The 17560-nt window shown below is 62.5% G+C and carries 13 protein-coding genes; 9 read left to right on the top strand and 4 right to left on the bottom strand.

What is annotated here, in order from left to right; genetic code table 11:
- Positions 1–58 precede the first annotated feature (58 nt).
- From prlC to Aeroheme_RS20485, 3 genes are all read left to right on the top strand, one after another.
- Positions 59–2101: an oligopeptidase A gene (gene prlC / locus Aeroheme_RS20495; RefSeq protein WP_411166472.1), complete on the top strand. Its 2043-nt coding sequence runs from the start codon at positions 59–61 to the stop codon at positions 2099–2101.
- Between the two features lie 276 nt (positions 2102–2377).
- The gene (locus Aeroheme_RS20490; protein WP_234690091.1) at positions 2378–4942 is read left to right on the top strand and encodes a putative bifunctional diguanylate cyclase/phosphodiesterase; all 2565 of its coding nucleotides are present in this window, start codon (positions 2378–2380) and stop codon (positions 4940–4942) included.
- Positions 4943–4993: 51 nt separating this feature from the next.
- The gene (locus Aeroheme_RS20485; RefSeq protein WP_411166471.1) at positions 4994–5752 is read left to right on the top strand and encodes a class I SAM-dependent methyltransferase; all 759 of its coding nucleotides are present in this window, start codon (positions 4994–4996) and stop codon (positions 5750–5752) included.
- A 68-nt stretch (positions 5753–5820) separates the two neighbouring features.
- Here the strand turns inward: Aeroheme_RS20485 and Aeroheme_RS20480 are convergent, their stop codons facing one another.
- Genes Aeroheme_RS20480 through rhlB form a run of 3 tightly spaced genes read right to left on the bottom strand, consistent with a single transcriptional unit; the run spans position 5821 to position 8899 of the window.
- A complete protein-coding gene (locus tag Aeroheme_RS20480) occupies positions 5821–6075 on the bottom strand; it encodes a Rho-binding antiterminator (RefSeq protein ID WP_368168951.1) in 255 nt (84 codons plus the stop codon).
- Positions 6076–6105: 30 nt separating this feature from the next.
- On the bottom strand, positions 6106–7596 hold the full coding sequence (gene gppA, locus Aeroheme_RS20475) for a guanosine-5'-triphosphate,3'-diphosphate diphosphatase (RefSeq protein WP_111913021.1): 1491 nt from the start codon (positions 7594–7596) through the stop codon (positions 6106–6108).
- Positions 7597–7609: 13 nt separating this feature from the next.
- Positions 7610–8899, bottom strand: coding sequence for an ATP-dependent RNA helicase RhlB (rhlB, locus tag Aeroheme_RS20470; RefSeq protein ID WP_106885407.1), 1290 nt, complete (start codon positions 8897–8899; stop codon positions 7610–7612).
- Between the two features lie 113 nt (positions 8900–9012).
- Between rhlB and trxA the strand changes: the two genes are divergently transcribed.
- From trxA to fre, 5 genes are all read left to right on the top strand, one after another.
- The gene (gene trxA, locus Aeroheme_RS20465) at positions 9013–9339 is read left to right on the top strand and encodes a thioredoxin TrxA (protein ID WP_025328829.1); all 327 of its coding nucleotides are present in this window, start codon (positions 9013–9015) and stop codon (positions 9337–9339) included.
- A 206-nt stretch (positions 9340–9545) separates the two neighbouring features.
- Positions 9546–10811: a transcription termination factor Rho gene (gene rho, locus Aeroheme_RS20460; RefSeq protein ID WP_041206691.1), complete on the top strand. Its 1266-nt coding sequence runs from the start codon at positions 9546–9548 to the stop codon at positions 10809–10811.
- A 108-nt stretch (positions 10812–10919) separates the two neighbouring features.
- Positions 10920–11924 (top strand): hypothetical protein, encoded by a 1005-nt coding sequence (locus Aeroheme_RS20455; protein WP_163155222.1) that lies wholly within the window; start codon positions 10920–10922, stop codon positions 11922–11924.
- A gap of 33 nt (positions 11925–11957) precedes the next feature.
- A complete protein-coding gene (ubiD, locus tag Aeroheme_RS20450) occupies positions 11958–13427 on the top strand; it encodes a 4-hydroxy-3-polyprenylbenzoate decarboxylase (RefSeq protein ID WP_025328827.1) in 1470 nt (489 codons plus the stop codon).
- Between the two features lie 154 nt (positions 13428–13581).
- Complete coding sequence (fre, locus tag Aeroheme_RS20445; RefSeq protein WP_025328826.1) at positions 13582–14280, top strand: NAD(P)H-flavin reductase; 699 nt, start codon at positions 13582–13584, stop codon at positions 14278–14280.
- Between the two features lie 179 nt (positions 14281–14459).
- On the opposite strand, the gene ubiK is transcribed toward fre, so the two are convergent.
- Complete coding sequence (gene ubiK / locus Aeroheme_RS20440; RefSeq protein WP_025328825.1) at positions 14460–14717, bottom strand: ubiquinone biosynthesis accessory factor UbiK; 258 nt, start codon at positions 14715–14717, stop codon at positions 14460–14462.
- 302 nt (positions 14718–15019) lie between these two features.
- On the opposite strand from ubiK, the gene Aeroheme_RS20435 reads away from it, so the two are divergent.
- The gene (locus Aeroheme_RS20435) at positions 15020–17440 is read left to right on the top strand and encodes a VolA/Pla-1 family phospholipase (protein WP_411166470.1); all 2421 of its coding nucleotides are present in this window, start codon (positions 15020–15022) and stop codon (positions 17438–17440) included.
- The last annotated feature ends 120 nt before the right edge of the window (positions 17441–17560 follow it).

The raw sequence follows: 17560 nt of genomic DNA, 5'->3' as shown, positions 1-17560 counted from the left end.
GATGGTCCAAGCAAGCTTCTGGACGGCAGGGGCTGCAGAGCATTTAGAGGTACCGCAGATGACTAACCCTTTGCTGACAATGGACTCGCTGCCCCCCTTCAGCCAGATCCAGCCCGATCAGGTGCAGCCTGCCGTGACGCAGGCCATCGCCGATTGCAAACAGAAGATTGAGGATGTGCTGGCGCAGCGGGACCCCCACACCTGGGACAGCCTGATAGCCCCGCTGGAGGAGGTCAATGACCGCCTGTCCCGAGTCTGGTCGCCGGTCAGTCACCTCAACGCCGTACTCAACAGCGAGGCGCTGCGCGCGGCTCACGACGCCTGCCTGCCGCTGCTCTCCGAATTCCAGACCTATGTGGGCCAGCATGAAGGGCTCTATCAGGCCTATCTGGCCCTCTCCGAGAGCGACGACTTCCTCCTGCTGAGCGGCGCCCAGCGCAAGGAGATCCAGAATACCCTGCGCGACTTCCGCCTCTCCGGCATAGGTCTGCCCGCCGAGGCGCAGCAGCGCTATGGGGAAATTCAGGCCCGCCTCTCCGAGCTGGCCTCCCGCTTCAGCAACAACGTGCTGGATGCGACCCAGGGCTGGAGCAAGCTGGTGACCGACGAGGCCGAACTGGCCGGTCTGCCTGCGAGCGCCCAGGCGGCCGCCCGCCAGATGGCTGAACTCAAAGGCAAAGAGGGCTGGCTGTTCACTCTGGATATTCCTTCTTACCTGCCGGTGATGATGTACTCGGATAACCGCGCACTGCGCGCCGAGCTGTATGAGGCCTTCACCACCCGCGCCTCCGACCAGGGCCCGAACGCCGGCAAGTGGGACAACTCCGCCATCATGAGCGAGCTGCTCACCCTGCGCCGCGAGCTGGCCCTGCTGCTGGGCTTTGCCAACTACGCCGAGCTGTCCCTTGCCACCAAGATGGCGGACAAGACTGAACAGGTGGTGAGCTTCCTCACCGATCTGGCGGCCAAATCCCTGCCGCAAGGCAAGGCCGAGCTGGAGGAGATCCGCGCCTTCGCCGCCGAGCAGCACGGTCAGAGCGAGCTGGCCGCCTGGGATCTCGCCTACTACGCCGAGAAACTCAAGCAGCACAAGTTCTCCATCTCCGACGAGCAGCTGCGTCCCTACTTCCCCGCCAGCCGGGTGGTGAAGGGGCTGTTCGAGGTGGTCAAGCGGGTGTTCGGCATGAAAGTACGCGAGCGCCTCGGCATCGACACCTGGCACCCCGACGTGCGCTTCTACGACATCTTCGATGCCGAGGACGAGCTGCGCGGCAGCTTCTACCTCGACCTCTACGCCCGGGAACACAAGCAGGGCGGAGCCTGGATGGATGTCTGCCTCGGCCGTCGCTACCGTCAGGATGGCTCGCTGCAAAAGCCGGTGGCCTACCTGACCTGCAACTTCAACGGCCCGGTGGATGGCAAGCCGGCCCTGTTCACCCACAACGAAGTGGTCACCCTGTTCCACGAGTTCGGCCACGGCATTCACCACATGCTGACCCAGATCGATGTGGCCGGTGTGGCCGGCATCAACGGCGTGGCCTGGGATGCGGTGGAGCTGCCGAGCCAGTTCCTCGAGAACTGGTGCTGGGAGTCCGAGGCACTGGCCTTCATCTCCGGTCATCATGAAACCGGCGAGCCGCTGCCCGCGGATCTGCTGGAGAAGATGCTGACCGCCCGCAACTTCCAGGCGGCGATGCAGATGCTGCGTCAGCTGGAGTTCGCCCTGTTCGATTTCCGCCTGCACCAGGAGTTTGACCCGGCCAAGGCGGATCAGATCCCGACCCTGCTGAGTGAGGTGCGCAGCCAGGTGGCGGTGATGACGCCACCGGCGTTCAATCGCTTCCAGCACAGCTTCTCCCACATCTTCGCGGGCGGCTATGCGGCGGGCTACTACAGCTACAAGTGGGCCGAGGTGCTCTCCGCCGATGCCTTCTCCCGCTTCGAGGAGGAGGGGATCTTCAACCCGGCCACCGGCCAATCCTTCCTGAAGAACATTCTGGAGAAGGGGGGCTCCAAGGAGCCGATGGAGCTGTTCCGTGCCTTCCGCGGCCGTGAACCCAAGGTGGATGCGCTGCTACGTCATAGCGGGATTGCCGCATGATGTTCCGCACCTGCTGTGGTCGCGAGCCCAGGGTGGATGCCTTGCTCCGACACAGCGGGATTGCCGCATGAGGCCCAGCGCTCTTCACCGGCGTGAGCTTCAAGCAGGTACAGATTTGCGACATAGTGGGATCACAGCGTGATTTTTGAGATAAAAAGGGACCTTTTGGTCCCTTTTTTCAAGGGTTTTTAATATCTTGCGGAGTGCATGTTTGCACTGGCCCCGCCTCTTCAGTAGAGTCGGGTTCTACCTTCCAAGGAGAGAAAGAACCTTGCCATGAGGCGAGCACTCGAGTCTGTCTATCAAATCATCTCAAGCCTGTCTCATTCGAGTGGTCAGGGATATTTTGATACCTTTGTGAGTGAAATCGCCAACGCGGTCGGGGCTGACTTCGTCCTGGTTTCAGGCAAGGATCAGGCCGGGCTCTTTTTCACTGTGCATGCCGCCTATCCCGCCTCTCTCGACATCAATTCCTACAGCTTCCCCCTCGCGGATACCCCGGGGGAGATCGCCATGCAGCAGGGAGAAGCCTGGTTCAGCGATCGCACCCGGGAGCTGTTTCCCCATGCGGCCGTGCTGGAGCGCTGCCAGGTCCGGGGTTATGCCGGCGTCGCACTGAAGAGTGCCGAGGGCGAGACCATAGGGCTGTGCAGCGTCATGTTCAAGCGGGCCACCCCCAGAATGGACAAGATCATGGGGCTGCTGCGGCTGCTGGCGCCGCTCGCCGGCCGTGAACTGGCCCTGATGTATCAGCAGCAGCGTCAGTCGCTCCCCGCCCAGCCGGAATGCCCCGACTTCCTGGACACCATGATGTCCCATGCGCCGGTCGGCATCGGCAAACTCGATCTGAACGGCACCATCCTCTGGGTCAACCCGGCCATCGAGAAGATGCTGGGCTATAGCCAGCAGGAGCTGCTGCGGCTCACCGTTGCCGAGCTCAACCACCCCGACGACTGGCTGACCAGCATCCCTCTCTACGAGGCGCTCAAGCGGGGAGAGCGCCCCGCCTTCACCCAGGAGAAGCGCTACCTGCACCGGGATGGCTCTGTGCTCTGGGGTCGGGTGACTGTGACCCTGATCCGCAACGAGCAGATGCATCCGGACTACCTCATGGTGGTGCTGGAGAACATAGACCCCATGAAGCGCCATGCGGAGCAGCTCAAGCTCTCCCACAGGGTCTATGACAACCTCTCCGAGGCCATACTGGTGTGCGATGCCGACAGCCGCATCATCTCGGTGAACCCGGCGTTCGAGAAGATCACCGGCTACAGCGAGGAGGAGGCCCGCGGCCAGCGCCCCAGCCTGCTCAAGTCCGGGCTGCACGATCAAACCTTCTACGCCGACATGTATCACGCCCTGGAGCGGGTGGGGATCTGGCGTGGCGAGGTGTGGAACAAGCGCAAGAACGGCAAGCTCTATCCCCAGCAGCTGATGATCAGCGCCCTGCGGGAAGGGGGCAGGATCAGCCAGTACATCGCCATCTTCAGCGATCTCTCCCAGACCAAGCTGGCGGAGCAGAAGATCGCCGCCCAGGCCAACTACGACAACCTCACCGGGCTGCCGAACCGCTGGTTGTTCGGCCGCTGCCTCGCCCGCTTCTGCGAGCGGGGGGAGCGCTTCGCGCTCATGGTGCTGGATCTCAACAACTTCAAGGCGGTCAACAACAGCATGGATCACCATGTCGGCGATGCCCTGCTGCGAGAGGTGTCGGATCGGCTGGTGAGCCGGGTGCGCACCGAGGATCTGGTGGCCCGCATCGGCGGCGACGAGTTCGCCTTCCTGGTGCCCGGCATAGTCAACCGGCGTCAGGCCGAGGTGTTCGCCAAGCAGGTGATCGGCGGCTTCGCCCGTCCCTTCATGCTGGCCAACCAGCACCTCTATGTGACCGCGACCTTAGGTATCACCCTCTGCCCCAACGACGGGGCTGACAGCGACGAGCTGCTGCGCAACGCCGAGCAGGCGCTGTTCGTCGCCAAGCGGCAGGGGCGCTCCCTCGGTACCTACAGCGCCTCCATGCGCGAAGAGGTGAGTCAGCGCCACCAGATGCAGCAGGATCTGGCGGAGGCCATCAAGCTGGGGCAGCTGACCATGGCCTATCAGCCCATCTGGGACAATCGCAGCGGCCGGGTCGCCAAGCTGGAGGCCCTGGTGCGCTGGTATCACCCCCACTGGGGTCAGGTGTCGCCGGCGGACTTCATCCCGCTGGCGGAAGAGGCGGGGCTCATCCAGGGGTTGGGGGCTCTGGTGCTATGGCAGTCGTGCCGGGATCTGGCCCGCCTGCAGCAGTCCGGCTTCCCGGATCTGCAGATGTCCATCAACCGCTCCACCCTGGAGTTTCAGACCATAGATCCCGAGGCGAACGAGTGGCTGCGAGTGATCCGTCACTTCGACCTGGACCCGGCGGACATCATCATAGAGATCACCGAATCCCTGTTGATGGAGAGCAGCGATCAGCACAGGGTGCGGATCGATGCCCTGCGCGAGGCGGGCTGCAAGCTGGCCATCGACGATTTCGGCACCGGCTACTCGGCCCTCAACTACCTGCGCACCTTCCCGGTGGATCTGGTGAAAATTGACCGCTCCTTCGTGCGCCACATCCCCTTCAACGAGCAGGACAGGCTGCTGCTGGACGGCATCATCAACATAGTTCACAACCTCGGCATGCAGGTGGTGATCGAGGGGGTGGAGACCCGGGAGCAGCTCAACTTCCTCTGTCAGAAGGGTTGTGCCTTCACCCAGGGCTATCTGCTCAGCCGCCCGCTGCCCTATGACGATCTGGTGGAATACCTGACCCTCAATCGCCAGGGGATGAACCTGGCCAATCTGACCACAGTGAGCTGATCCCCTGCTTCTGCTATCATGCCCGCTTCCGTGCCGCCATGAGTCTTCGTTATGCCCCATATCCAGGTTTTCAGTGAAGTGCCCGCCCGCGATGGCGAGCTGGACGCCCTGCGACTGCGTCTGGCCGAGGTGGAGTTTCCTGCCCCCTTTGCGCTGGTGCTAACTGACACCAGGCTGGAGCTGCGCAAGCTGGACGAACCCAAGCTGGGCGGCGTCTATGTAGACTTCGTGGAAGGGGCCGTGGCCCACAGGCGCAAGTTCGGTGGCGGCCGCGGCCAGTCCATCGCCAAGGCGGTGGGGCTGAAGTCCGGGGCCATGCCGACAGTGGTGGATGCCACCGCCGGGCTCGGCCGTGACGCCTTCGTGCTGGCCTCCCTCGGCTGCAAGGTGACCCTGATAGAGCGCAGCCCCGTGGTGGCGGCCCTGTTGCAGGACGGGCTGGCACGGGCGGCGCAGGATCCCGAGATTGGCTCCTGGGTCAGCGAGCGCATGCATTTACTGCAGGGGCCTGCGGTGGACAACCTGCTGGCGTTGAGCGAGCGGCCCGATGTCATCTATCTCGATCCCATGTTCCCCCACAAGCAGAAGTCGGCTCTGGTCAAGAAAGAGATGCGGGTGTTCCAGTCCCTGGTGGGACCGGATCTCGATGCGGATGCCCTGCTGCCGGCCGCGCTCAAGATGGCGAACAAGCGGGTGGTGGTAAAGCGCCCAGCCTATGCTGGCTGGCTCAATGAACATAAACCCAGCATGGCCATAGAGACCAAGGGTAACCGCTTCGACGTCTATGTGATGGCGGCGCTGGCGGGTTAACTGTCGGTGTGAGTCGCGGATGCAAAAAGGAGGGCCAACATATGTTGGCCCTCCTTTTTGCTTTGGGATCAGCGGGCGGGTGCGAAGCGGATATGCCGCGCCTCCCCCTGCCAGACGAGATCCAGGGTCGCGAGATCGGCGAGGCTGAGGCGCTCGCCGCTCTCCAGCAGCAGATACTCGACGCCGTCACTGGCCGCTATGGTGCGGACCCTGTCATCCCACCGACGACCGTCGTGGCCGACCAGGGTCACCGGCAGTTGCCAGCGGGCGGCTATCTCGAGCCAGTCGTAGAGGTCACAGCTGATGGGTTGGTAATCCGGCATGATCGACTCCCAGACTGGCAGGTGATGAGGTCAGGCTTCCTGTACGCGGGTGGGCCAGCCCATCTTCTGCTGGCGCTCCACCTCGAGCCGCAGCTCGCTGGCGCGCAGGTAGTGTTCGTCCATCCACCCCTTGGGCAGGGTCAGGGTCAGCGACTCCTCCTCGGCCTGCAGGGTGAAGCTGGGCACTGTGCCCTGGGTGCGGCGCATGCAGAGGATGAGCGCGATGCGCAGGATGCGGGCCAGCCGGATCGCCTGACGACCGGTGACGGCGCCCTGCTTCTCCAGGGTGTCCAGCTTGAATTCGTCCCGCTGGTTGAACAGCAGGGCCGACAACAGCTTCTTCTGCGCCGGGGTGAAGCCCGGCATGTCGATGTTGTCGATGATGTAGGCGGCGTGTTGCGGCGCCTTCTTGTACTCGATGCAGAGACCGATCTCGTGCAGCAGGGCCGCATAACGCAGGATGGGGCGGCCGTAACGCTTGGAGAGTCGCCAGGCCGGTTGCAGCTGGTTGAAGGCCTCGACGGCGGTGTCGCGCACCCGCTCGGCGTGCTCTTTATCCAGCTGATAGCGGCTGATCAGGCTGTCGGCGGTTCTGTCCCTGGCATCACAGTCGTGATTGTTGCCGAGCAGGCCGTAGATAAGGCCTTCCCGCAGGGCGCCACCCGCCAGCGTCATGCTCTCTATGTTCAGGGTCTCGAAGATGGCGATCAGGATGGCGAGGCCGGAGGGGAACACGGTCAGCCGCTCGGCGGCCAACCCTTCCAGCTGCAGCCGATCCAGCCTGCCGCAGGCGATGGCCTGACCCATCAGCTCCTGCAGCTTGGGCAGGGTGACCCGCTCGCTCTTCCCTTGCGCCAGCATGATCTCCTGCAGCGCCTGGACAGTGCCGGAGGCGCCGACGCAGGTGCGCCAGCCGAGAGCGCGGTAATCTTCCGCCACTTTCTCCAGTACCGTCTTGGCGGCGGCAATGGCCTGCTGGAAACGGGCCTCGGAGAGCTCGCCATCACCGAAGTGATTGTTGAGCCAGGTGACGCAGCCCATGTGCAGGCTGTTGAGCAGTTTGGCTTCGCTGTGTTCGCCTATCACCAGCTCTGTGCTGGCGCCGCCGATGTCGATCACCAGGCGGTTGCCTTCCCCGGCGGAGGTCCAGGAGACCCCCTCGTAGATGGTCTTGGCCTCTTCCTCGCCCGAGATGATCTCGATGCTGTGGTTGAGCACCCGTTCCGCTTCGCTCAGGAACTCGTCGACGTTGGTGGCGAGGCGCAAGGTGGCGGTACCCACCACCCGGATGTTGTCGGACGGAATGTCCTGCAACTGCTCGGAGAACAGACGCAGGCAGTCCCAGCCCCGCTCCATGGCGGCACGGCTGAGACGAAATTCCGGGTCGAGACCGGCGGCGAGGCGCACCTTGCGCTTGACCTTGGTGACGGTGCGCAGGGCACCGGCGACCTCGCGCACCACCAGCATGTGAAAGCTGTTGGAGCCGAGGTCGATGGCGGCATAGAGCGGCGAGTTGTGCAACTGGGCCAGTCCCTTAGTTCTTGCGTGGCGGACGGCGGCGGTTGTTGCTGTTGCCACCACCCTGGCGATCCCGCATGTTGCGGTTCACCGGCTGGCGGTTGCGGAACACCCGTTTCGGGGCTGTCACATCATCCAGCAGGGAGTCGCGATCGTACTTGCTGACCGGGATGGCGTGATGGATGTACTCCTCGATGGCCGGCAGGTTGAAGGCATAGTCTTCACAGGCCAGGCTGATGGAGTGACCGCTCTTGCCGGCACGACCGGTACGACCGATACGGTGTACATAGTCTTCGGCGTCGTCGGGCAGGTCGTAGTTGAAGACGTGGGTCACGTCGGGGATGTGCAGACCACGGGCGGCCACGTCGGTGGCGACCAGGATGTCCAGGGTGCCCTTGGTGAAGTCTTCCAGGATCTTCATCCGCTTCTTCTGCGGCACGTCACCGGTCAGCAGGCCGACGCGGTGGCCGTCATTCTCCAGCCACGCATGCACGTCTTCGCAGACATGCTTGGTGTTGGCGAAGACGATGGCTTTTTCCGGCCACTCCTCTTCCATCAGGGAGAGCAACAGCAGCATCTTGTCTTCGTTGGAGGGGTAGAACAGCTCCTCCTTGATGCGCACGCCCGTCATCTGTTCCGGCTCTATCTGCACGTGTTCCGGGTGGTTCATGTGCTCGTAGGCCAGCTCCTGCACCCGCAGGGAGAGGGTGGCGGAGAACAGCATGCTCAGACGCTCGGTGGCGGGGGGCATGCGGCGGAACAGGAAGCGGATGTCCTTGATGAAGCCGAGATCGAACATGCGATCCGCTTCATCCAGCACCACGACCTGGATGTTGCCCAGATCGATCACCTTGGACTTGAAGTAGTCGATGATGCGGCCTGTGGTACCGATCAGGATGTCGACACCCTGTTCCAGCACAGCCAGCTGCTTGTCATAGCCTTCGCCACCATAGGCGAGACCGAGCTTGAGCCCGGTGGAGGCAGACATGCCTTCTGCATCGTTGTAGATCTGGACCGCCAGCTCCCGGGTCGGGGCCATGATGATGGCGCGGGGCTGGTTGACGAGGCGCGGCCTGGTCAGGGGATGGGTCAATAAATAGTTGAAGGTCGCGGCCAGGAAGGCAAGGGTCTTGCCGGTTCCCGTCTGGGCCTGACCGGCGAGGTCATGGCCTTCTACCAGCAGGGGCAGAGACAGTGCCTGGATGGGCGTACAATAGTGAAATCCCTTTGATTCCAGACCAGCCAGAACTTCGGGTTCGAGGCCCATTTGGGCGAATTTTTCGGTCGTTAGATGTGTTTTGCTCATGGCGGTAGGTTATCAGGTTAGGCTTGCAATAATAAACAGGATCATTTCAAATAGGGCAACTATTGCCTTTGTTGAACCATCAATAAAGCCTTAATTACTGACTGGAGTTGGAGATGAGTGACAAGATTGTTCAGCTGAGCGATGCCAGCTTCGAGGCCGATGTAATCAAAGCCGACAGCCCCGTTCTGGTCGATTTCTGGGCTGAATGGTGCGGTCCGTGCAAGATGATTGCCCCGATCCTGAACGAAGTCGCCCAAGAATATGCCGGTCGCGTGACAGTGGCGAAATTGAACATCGATCATAACGCCGACACTCCGCCCAAGTATGGCATTCGCGGTATCCCGACCCTCTTGCTGTTCAAGAATGGCGAAGTGGCAGCGACCAAGGTCGGCGCCCTGTCCAAGACTCAGCTGAAAGAGTTCCTGGACGGTAACCTGTAATAATCAAGAAGGAGCGCATTGCAATAATGCGCTCCTTGTGTTTTATCACCTAGACGCTCATCCCGATTGGTGCTAGTTTATCGCTCGTTTGCTAACCTTTTTGCCTGACTCCTTGCTTAACAGCAGCCTGGCAAGTCAAATCCGATCAGCATCAATCCAGCAGACTGTCTCCTCATTTCAATCCTTGCTTACAGACTTTCACCACTATGAATCTGACTGAACTAAAGAACACTCCTGTGTCTGAGCTGGTACAGCTTGGCGAATCCATGGGGTTGGAAAATCTGGCTCGGGCGCACAAGAAAGACATCATCTTCGCGATCCTCAAGGCGCACGCCAAGGGTGGCGAGGATATCTTTGGCGACGGTGTGCTGGAAATCCTGACCGACGGCTTTGGCTTCCTGCGCAGTGCAGACGGCTCCTATCTGGCCGGCCCGGACGATATCTACGTCTCCCCGAGCCAGATCCGCCGTTTCAACCTGCGAACCGGCGATACCGTTTCCGGCAAGATCCGGCCACCGAAAGAGGGCGAACGTTATTTCGCGCTGCTCAAGGTCAACGAGGTCAACTACGACCGCCCGGAAAACGTCCGCAACAAGATCCTGTTCGAGAACCTGACTCCGCTGCACGCCAACGAGCGTCTGCGCATGGAGCGTGGCAACGGCTCGACCGAAGACATCACAGCCCGCGTGCTGGACCTGGCTGCCCCCATAGGTAAAGGCCAGCGTGGCCTGATCGTGGCGCCGCCCAAGGCCGGTAAGACAATGCTGCTGCAGAACATCGCCCAGAGCATCGCCTACAACCACCCGGACTGTGAACTGATCGTGCTGCTCATCGACGAGCGTCCCGAAGAAGTGACCGAGATGCAGCGCATGGTGAAGGGTGAAGTGATCGCCTCTACCTTCGACGAACCTGCTTCGCGCCACGTTCAGGTTGCCGACATGGTGATCGAGAAGGCCAAGCGTCTGGTCGAACACAAGAAGGATGTGGTCATCCTGCTGGACTCCATTACCCGTCTGGCGCGTGCCTACAACACCGTCATCCCCTCATCCGGCAAGGTACTGACCGGTGGTGTGGATGCCAACGCCCTGCACAGGCCCAAGCGCTTCTTCGGTGCCGCCCGTAACGTTGAGGAAGGCGGCAGCCTGACCATCATCGCCACCGCACTGGTGGATACCGGCTCCAAGATGGATGAAGTCATCTACGAAGAGTTCAAGGGTACCGGTAACATGGAACTGCACCTCTCGCGCAAGATTGCCGAGAAGCGTGTCTACCCGGCCATCGACATCACCCGCTCCGGCACCCGCAAGGAAGAGCTGCTGACCGCGCCGGACGAGCTGCAGAAGATGTGGATACTGCGCAAGATCATTCACCCCATGGGCGAGATCGACAGCATCGAATTCCTCATCGACAAGCTGGCAGCCACCAAGACCAATGACGAGTTCTTCGACTCCATGAAGCGTCAGCAGAAATAACTGCATCTTGGAATGACAGAACCGCGGCCCAGGTCGCGGTTTTTGTTTATCTATTTCACGGCTGGCTTAGTAGTATGTGAGCCTCGATGTCACAAGGACAGGGACGTCATGAAGCTGGTATTTCTCATAGGGCTCTGCTGGATGCTGGCCGCCCCGGTGCAGGCCGATTCGCTCCCGCCGCAGCGGGCGCCGCTGGTGGCTGACGAGGGGTTGCAAGGTCACAGTGAATATCTGAACGGCCGGCTGGCCCTCGGCCAGTTTGACGCCATGGATGCCCTGCTGGAGAGTCTGGCGGTGGGGCAGCGGGAGTATTTGCTGCATCAGCTGCTGAGCGGGCTCAAGTCATCGAATGCCCCCAGCCCCGATCTGCTGGCCTGGGTGCGCAAGCAGGCCGCCAAGGCGCCGCAATGGCTGGTGGAGGGGGAGGTGGACGGCTTCCTGGTCCAGCTGCCCGCCTATGATTTTGCCGCCGAGGCCCGGCTGGTGCTCAACCACTGGCAGCAGCTGGCCTGGCAGGACAACTACCGCCAACTGCTCGAGCAGAACCGCTTCGACTACAAGCAGGTCTACTACAGCCGCAACCCTGAGCTGACCCGGCAGCAGCAGGCGCTGCTGAGCGTGCTCGATGATCAGCCCACCCCGGTGCTGCGGCGCGAGGCCGACCGGCTCGCCTCCCTCAACCTCTTCCTGCCTGACAACCAGTTGCTGCTGCACCTCATCGAGCGGACCGGCGATACCGCGCTCTACCTGAAGCTGTGGCGTCAGCCTGTGGATCACGACAGCCTGACGGCCCTGCACTCCATTCCCCGCTTCCATACCGGCCAGGAGGCGAGCGATCTGCTGATCGCCGCCAGCCGCAACGGGCGGTTGATGATCCCCGCCCTGCAGCAGCTCAGCCGGCTCTCTCCGCTGCCGGACGGTGCCCAGCAATATCTGCTGGCGGAGCTAGGCAAGCACCAGTATGGCGGCCTGGTGGCCGGTCTCTTGCTGCAAATGGACGAGCCCAGGCTGCTGGGTCAGCTGGCGGACAGGCTCACCCGGCAGGAGCGACGTCACGCCTCGTCCGTCATGCTGCCCGATACGGGTACACCGGATGCGCGGCCAGGGTTATAATGCGGAACCTCCTGACCCCGCTAGGGTACCTGCATGAAATACAAGGACTTGCGTGATTTCATCGCGCAGCTGGAACAAACCGGACAGCTCAAGCGCATCAGCCGCGAGATAGACCCCTATCTGGAGATGACCGAGATCAGCGACCGCACCCTGCGTGCGGGCGGCCCGGCCCTGCTGTTCGAGAATCCCAAAGGCTACTCCATGCCGGTGCTGACCAACCTGTTCGGCACCCCGGATCGGGTCGCCATGGGCATGGGCCAGCCCAACGTCGGTGCCCTTCGCCAGGTCGGGGTCTGGCTCTCCTACCTGAAAGAGCCCGAGCCGCCCCGTGGTCTCAAGGAGCTGATGGAGAAGCTGCCGATCTTCAAGCAGGTGCTCAACATGCCGACCAAGCGGCTCTCCTCCGCCCCCTGTCAGCAGGTGGTGCTGGAGGGGGACGCGGTGGATCTGGACCAGATCCCCATCCAGCACTGCTGGCCCGGCGATGTGGCGCCCCTGGTGACCTGGGGGCTGACCATTACCCGAGGCCCCTACAAGAAGCGCCAGAACCTCGGCATCTACCGTCAGCAGAAGATCGGCAAGAACAAGCTCATCATGCGCTGGCTGGATCACCGCGGCGGCGCCATCGATTTTCGCGAGTGGCAGGAGGCCCACCCGGGTGAACGTTTCCCGGTGGCGGTGGCGCTCGGCGCCGATCCTGCGACCATACTCGGCGCCGTGACGCCGGTGCCGGACAGCCTCTCCGAGTACGCCTTCGCCGGCCTGCTGCGGGGCAGCCGCACCGAGGTGGTGAAGGCCCTGAGCTGCGATCTCGAGGTGCCCGCCAGCGCCGAAATCGTGCTGGAAGGCTATCTGGAGCCGGGGGAGATGGCACCCGAGGGTCCCTACGGGGATCACACCGGCTACTACAACGAGGTGGACGAGTTCCCGGTGTTCACCATCACCCACATGACAATGCGCCGCGATGCCATCTATCACAGCACTTACACCGGCCGTCCGCCCGATGAGCCGGCTGTGCTCGGGGTGGCGCTGAACGAGGTGTTCGTGCCGCTGCTGCAGAAGCAGTTCCCCGAAATCGTGGACTTCTACCTGCCGCCGGAAGGCTGCTCCTACCGGATGGCGGTGGTGACCATCAAGAAGCGCTATCCCGGCCATGCCAAGCGGGTGATGCTGGGGGTCTGGTCCTTCCTGCGCCAGTTCATGTATACCAAGTTCGTGATCGTCTGCGACGACGACATTAACGCCCGGGACTGGAAGGACGTGATCTGGGCCATCACCACCCGGATGGACCCGGCGCGGGACACCACCTTGATCGAACACACGCCCATCGACTATCTCGACTTCGCCTCGCCGGTCTCGGGGCTCGGCTCCAAGATGGGGCTGGATGCCACCAACAAGTGGCCGGGGGAGAGCAACCGGGAGTGGGGTCAGCCCATAGTCCAGGACGAGGCGGTGAAGCAGAAGATCGACGGGATCTGGGACGAGTTGAAGATCCTCGACTGAGCGACCCGCCCGGGTTGGCGGCCATGTCGACGCAAAAGTGCGGTATTGCCGTGCCGAATTGGGTATGCTCGACTGACTTGACCACAAGCTGGTCGCCAGAAAACAGTGAAACCATGAGCGAAGCGGGCCGGGCAGGCCCCTCACAAGGACAAGAATGCAACGTATCAAGTGCCGCGTAGAGGAACTGCGCGAATATGTCGACACCATCTGGCACGTGGCCCTGACGCCGCAGCAAGCGGTGAGCTTCAAGCCTGGCCAGTATCTGCTGGTGGTGATGAGCGATTCGGACAAGCGCCCCTTCTCCATCGCCAACTCGCCGACCCGCTCCGGTGTGCTGGAGCTGCAGATCGGTGCCACCCCGGAGAACGCCTACGCCGGTCAGGTGCTGGCCCGCATGCGCGAGCAGGGGGAGATCGAGATCGAACTGGCGGCGGGCAAGGCCTTCCTGCGTGACGAATCGCCGCGCCCCCTGATCCTGATGGCGGGTGGCACCGGCTTCTCCTACGCCCGCGCCATCCTGGAGTATCTGATCGATACCGGCAGCAAGCGCCCGGTGTTCCTCTACTGGGGCGTGCGCCAGGCGCACTGGCTCTATGAACAGGGGCTGATGCAGCAGTGGGAGCGCGACTATGCGCCGCTGACCTTCATCCCCGTGGTGCAGGAGCCACAAGCTGACTGGACCGGCAAGACCGGCCTGGTGCACAAGGCCATCATGGATGACTTCGTCAGCCTGCATGACTACGACATCTATGTGGCCGGTCGCTTCGAGATGGCGGGTGCCGCCCGCGAGGAGTTCAAGGTGCTGGGGGCTGAGCCAGAGCGCATCTTCGGCGACGCCTACGAGTTCATCTGATCACCGTCTAGCCGAGGAACGCCGATCTGCTCCCTTCTCCCCTCGCGGGAGAAGGGGTGGGGATGAGGGGGTGAGCAACCTGGTTTGCCAGCCCGTATCGGCCCCCCTCGGGCATCAGAAACAACAAACCCCAGCCAGGCTGGGGTTTGTTTTATGTGCCGACGGGACGTCGAGCCGTATTACTCGCCCTTGGCGCCGAGTTGCTGTTCCAGCTGGGCCAGCTTGGCCTCGAGGGCAGTCAGCTTCTCCCGGGTGCGCAGCAGCACCTTGGTCTGCACGTCAAACTCTTCGCGGCTCACCAGATCCAGCTTGTTCAGCTGGGCCTGCAGCACCTGACGGGTCTTCTTCTCCACCTCTTCACCCATGCTGCGAATGCCGGGCGGCAGGGCGTTGTGTATCTGTTTGGCGATCTCTTCCAGTTTTTTCGGGTCGATCATGGGGTTCTCCTTAAGCAATGGCGCCATTCTACCGACAAATCCCCCCCTTTGCCGAGATCGGGGTGGCTTTTTGCGCCACTGGCGCTGAAAGGTTCTGGTCGGGTCTGGTGATAAGGGGAAGGTTGTTACCCTCTGGCGCCGGGGATCAATTCCAATTCCTTGATGTTGTACACAAAAAAATCAGATCAGATGACCGACCAGAGGCTTATTAATTGTTGCGTTGCTGTTAATATGACTCGGTCGGGTTTGGACCCTACCCCGTCAGGCTCATCATGGATAACAACATATAAAGAGATAAGGATATGAAAAAGAAGCTAATTTACGCGGCAGTCGTCAGTGCGCTGCTGAGCGGTTGTGGTGGCAGTGACGAAAACAAAGGCGATACCTCAAGCTATCTCGATTATTTGCTGAGCGGCACCAATGCGGCGCGCCCCAGCGCCCTGGCCGCCCGTGCCAGTGACGGCACCCTGAAGTTCTCGACCGAAACGGCCGATCTCTCCAATCCAGTCTCAGCCCTCTCCACCCTGGATGGCTGGTCCACTACCCAGGCGATCCAGATAGTGCCAGTGACTGCCTCGGGCATCACAGTCAAGGCGCCGTCCGCCGCCGAATTCGGTGCCTCAGTGGCCCCGCTCTACCTGCTGGAGCTGGAATTCGACAGCGCCGCCCTGCGCCCGAGTGGTGTGAAGAAGGTGCTGGCCTACGGGGTGGACTTCGTGGTCGCCGAGTCGGCGGGCAAGCTGAACCTGGTGCCGCTCAAGCCGCTCAATCCCTCTTCCTACTACATGATAGTGGCGACCGATTCGCTCAAGGACAGCAGCGGCAACCCTCTGCGGGCGGGCAGCGACTATAGCAACTACAAGAGCACCACCGGCAGCAATGCCCAGGAGCAGACCATCAGCGGCCTGATAGCGCTGCAGGAAGAGCTGTTCAAGGCGGCCACCGGCATCACCAGCGATCATGTGATCTTCTCCGACTGGTTCGGTACCCAGTCCGGTGCCGACGTGCTGGTAGCGGTGAAGGGCGCGGCCGCTTCCGTGCTCAAGAGCCCGACCCTGGACGCTGCCGCCCTGTGGAAGCAGGATGCCCTGGGCAACACCAGCCTGCCCGGCACCTACACCCTGGCCGTGACCGGCAGCAATACCTTCCTGACCCAGCTGGATGCGGAGCAGTTCCTGCCGCAAGAGCAGAAAGATGCCATTGCCGCAGCCTTCGGCACCGGCACCCCGCTCAACGGCCTGGCCAAGGCGGCCACCGTCTACAGCGGTACCGTCAAGCTGCCCTACTTCCTCTCCTCACCGGCCACCGCCGGCTCCTGGGACAAGGCCAGGACCCAGTCCTGGCATGGTGCCATCCCCAGCCTCTATGCCATCGCCAATGCGCTGAAGGCACAGGATGCCGAGGTGATCGGCGGTCTGGTGGGCGCCGGTGTGGATCCGGCCCTGCTGGGCGAGCTCATCGCCGATCCGAGCCGTCAGGCCGAGTTGCTGGCGGAGGCGAGCAAGCTGATCGGGGTGACCCTCACCTCCGGCGGCAAGGCGCTGGATCCCGAGATGAACATAGGCCGCTTCAACCCGCTGCCCAAGCTGGAAGAGGTGCAGTCCGTGCCGATGCGGATCTTCGCCGCAACCAATGACCTGAAGACCATCACAGATGTGATCATCTATCAGCACGGCGTCACCTCGGTGAAGGAGAACGCCTACGCCCTGGCGCTGGGCCAGATCGGTGCCGGCGCCCAGGCAAAGAAGAACGTGGCCGTGGTGGTGATCGACCATCCGTTGCACGGGGAGCGTGGCTTCGCCCTGACCGGCAGTCCGGACTCGGTCACCACGGATAAAAACCCGACTCCCTACCTGAACCTGAGCTATCTGACGGTGGCGCGGGACAACCTGAAACAGAGCGTGGCGGATCTGCTGGGCCTGCGTCTGGCGGTGGGTCTGGCCAATAAGGCAGGAGCCATCGGGACTGCCGGCAACCTCAAGGTGCACTTCCTGGGTCACTCCCTGGGTGCCATCGCCGGGGCCAACCTGCTGGCGGTGGCCAATCAGCCCATCGGCAACGCCCAGGCGGATGCCCTGTTCAAGTTCACCACCGGTGGCCTGGCCATGCCGGGGGGCGGCATTGCCCCGCTGCTGCTGAACTCGCCGACCTTCGGACCGACCATCCAGATGAGCGTGCTGACCGGTGGCAGCGCCGCCCTGAAGACGGCCTTCACCGCCTATGCGCCGAACTGCAAGACGGCGGCGCCGACCTGCTTCGTCAACGAGTTCCTGCCGAGCCTGGACGCTGCCACCCAGGCGAGCGCGGCCGGTACCCTGCAGAGCTACAGCTTCGCGGCCCAGTCGGTGCTGGATTCGGCTGATCCGATCAACCTGGGTCGCGGGATAGCGGCGGACTTCCCGCTATTTGCCACCGAAGTCGTCGGCGACGGCGCCCTGAGCCTGTCGGATCGGGTGATCCCGAACAGCATTGCCACCGCCCCCCTGGGTGGCACCGAGCCGCTGTTCAAGGTGCTGGCCCTGCAACCCCTGAGTGCGACCGGTGCGGCCAACCACCACGCCACCCGCTTCGTGGCCGGTGGTCACAGCTCGCTGCTGGCACCGGACGAGAACTTCGATCCGACCGGCGCCGTCACCACAGAGATGCAGACCCAGTTCGGCAGCTTCTTCGCAAGCGGCGGTAATGCGGTCAAGGTGACCGACGCCAGCCTGCTCAAGCAGTAAACCAGCTGGATCATAAAAACGCCGCCCTTAGGGGCGGCGTTTTCGTTTCTGGTGATGGTGCCAGCGAGGAAGTGCGTCACGCTGGTCTGTGATGCCTGTCCAGCCAGCCTTGCAGCAGGC

It is taken from the genome of Aeromonas sp. DSM 116730 (genome assembly GCF_046581335.1).
In the GTDB taxonomy this organism is placed as follows: domain Bacteria; phylum Pseudomonadota; class Gammaproteobacteria; order Enterobacterales; family Aeromonadaceae; genus Aeromonas; species Aeromonas rivipollensis.
This window is presented reverse-complemented; position numbering and strand designations above follow the sequence as displayed.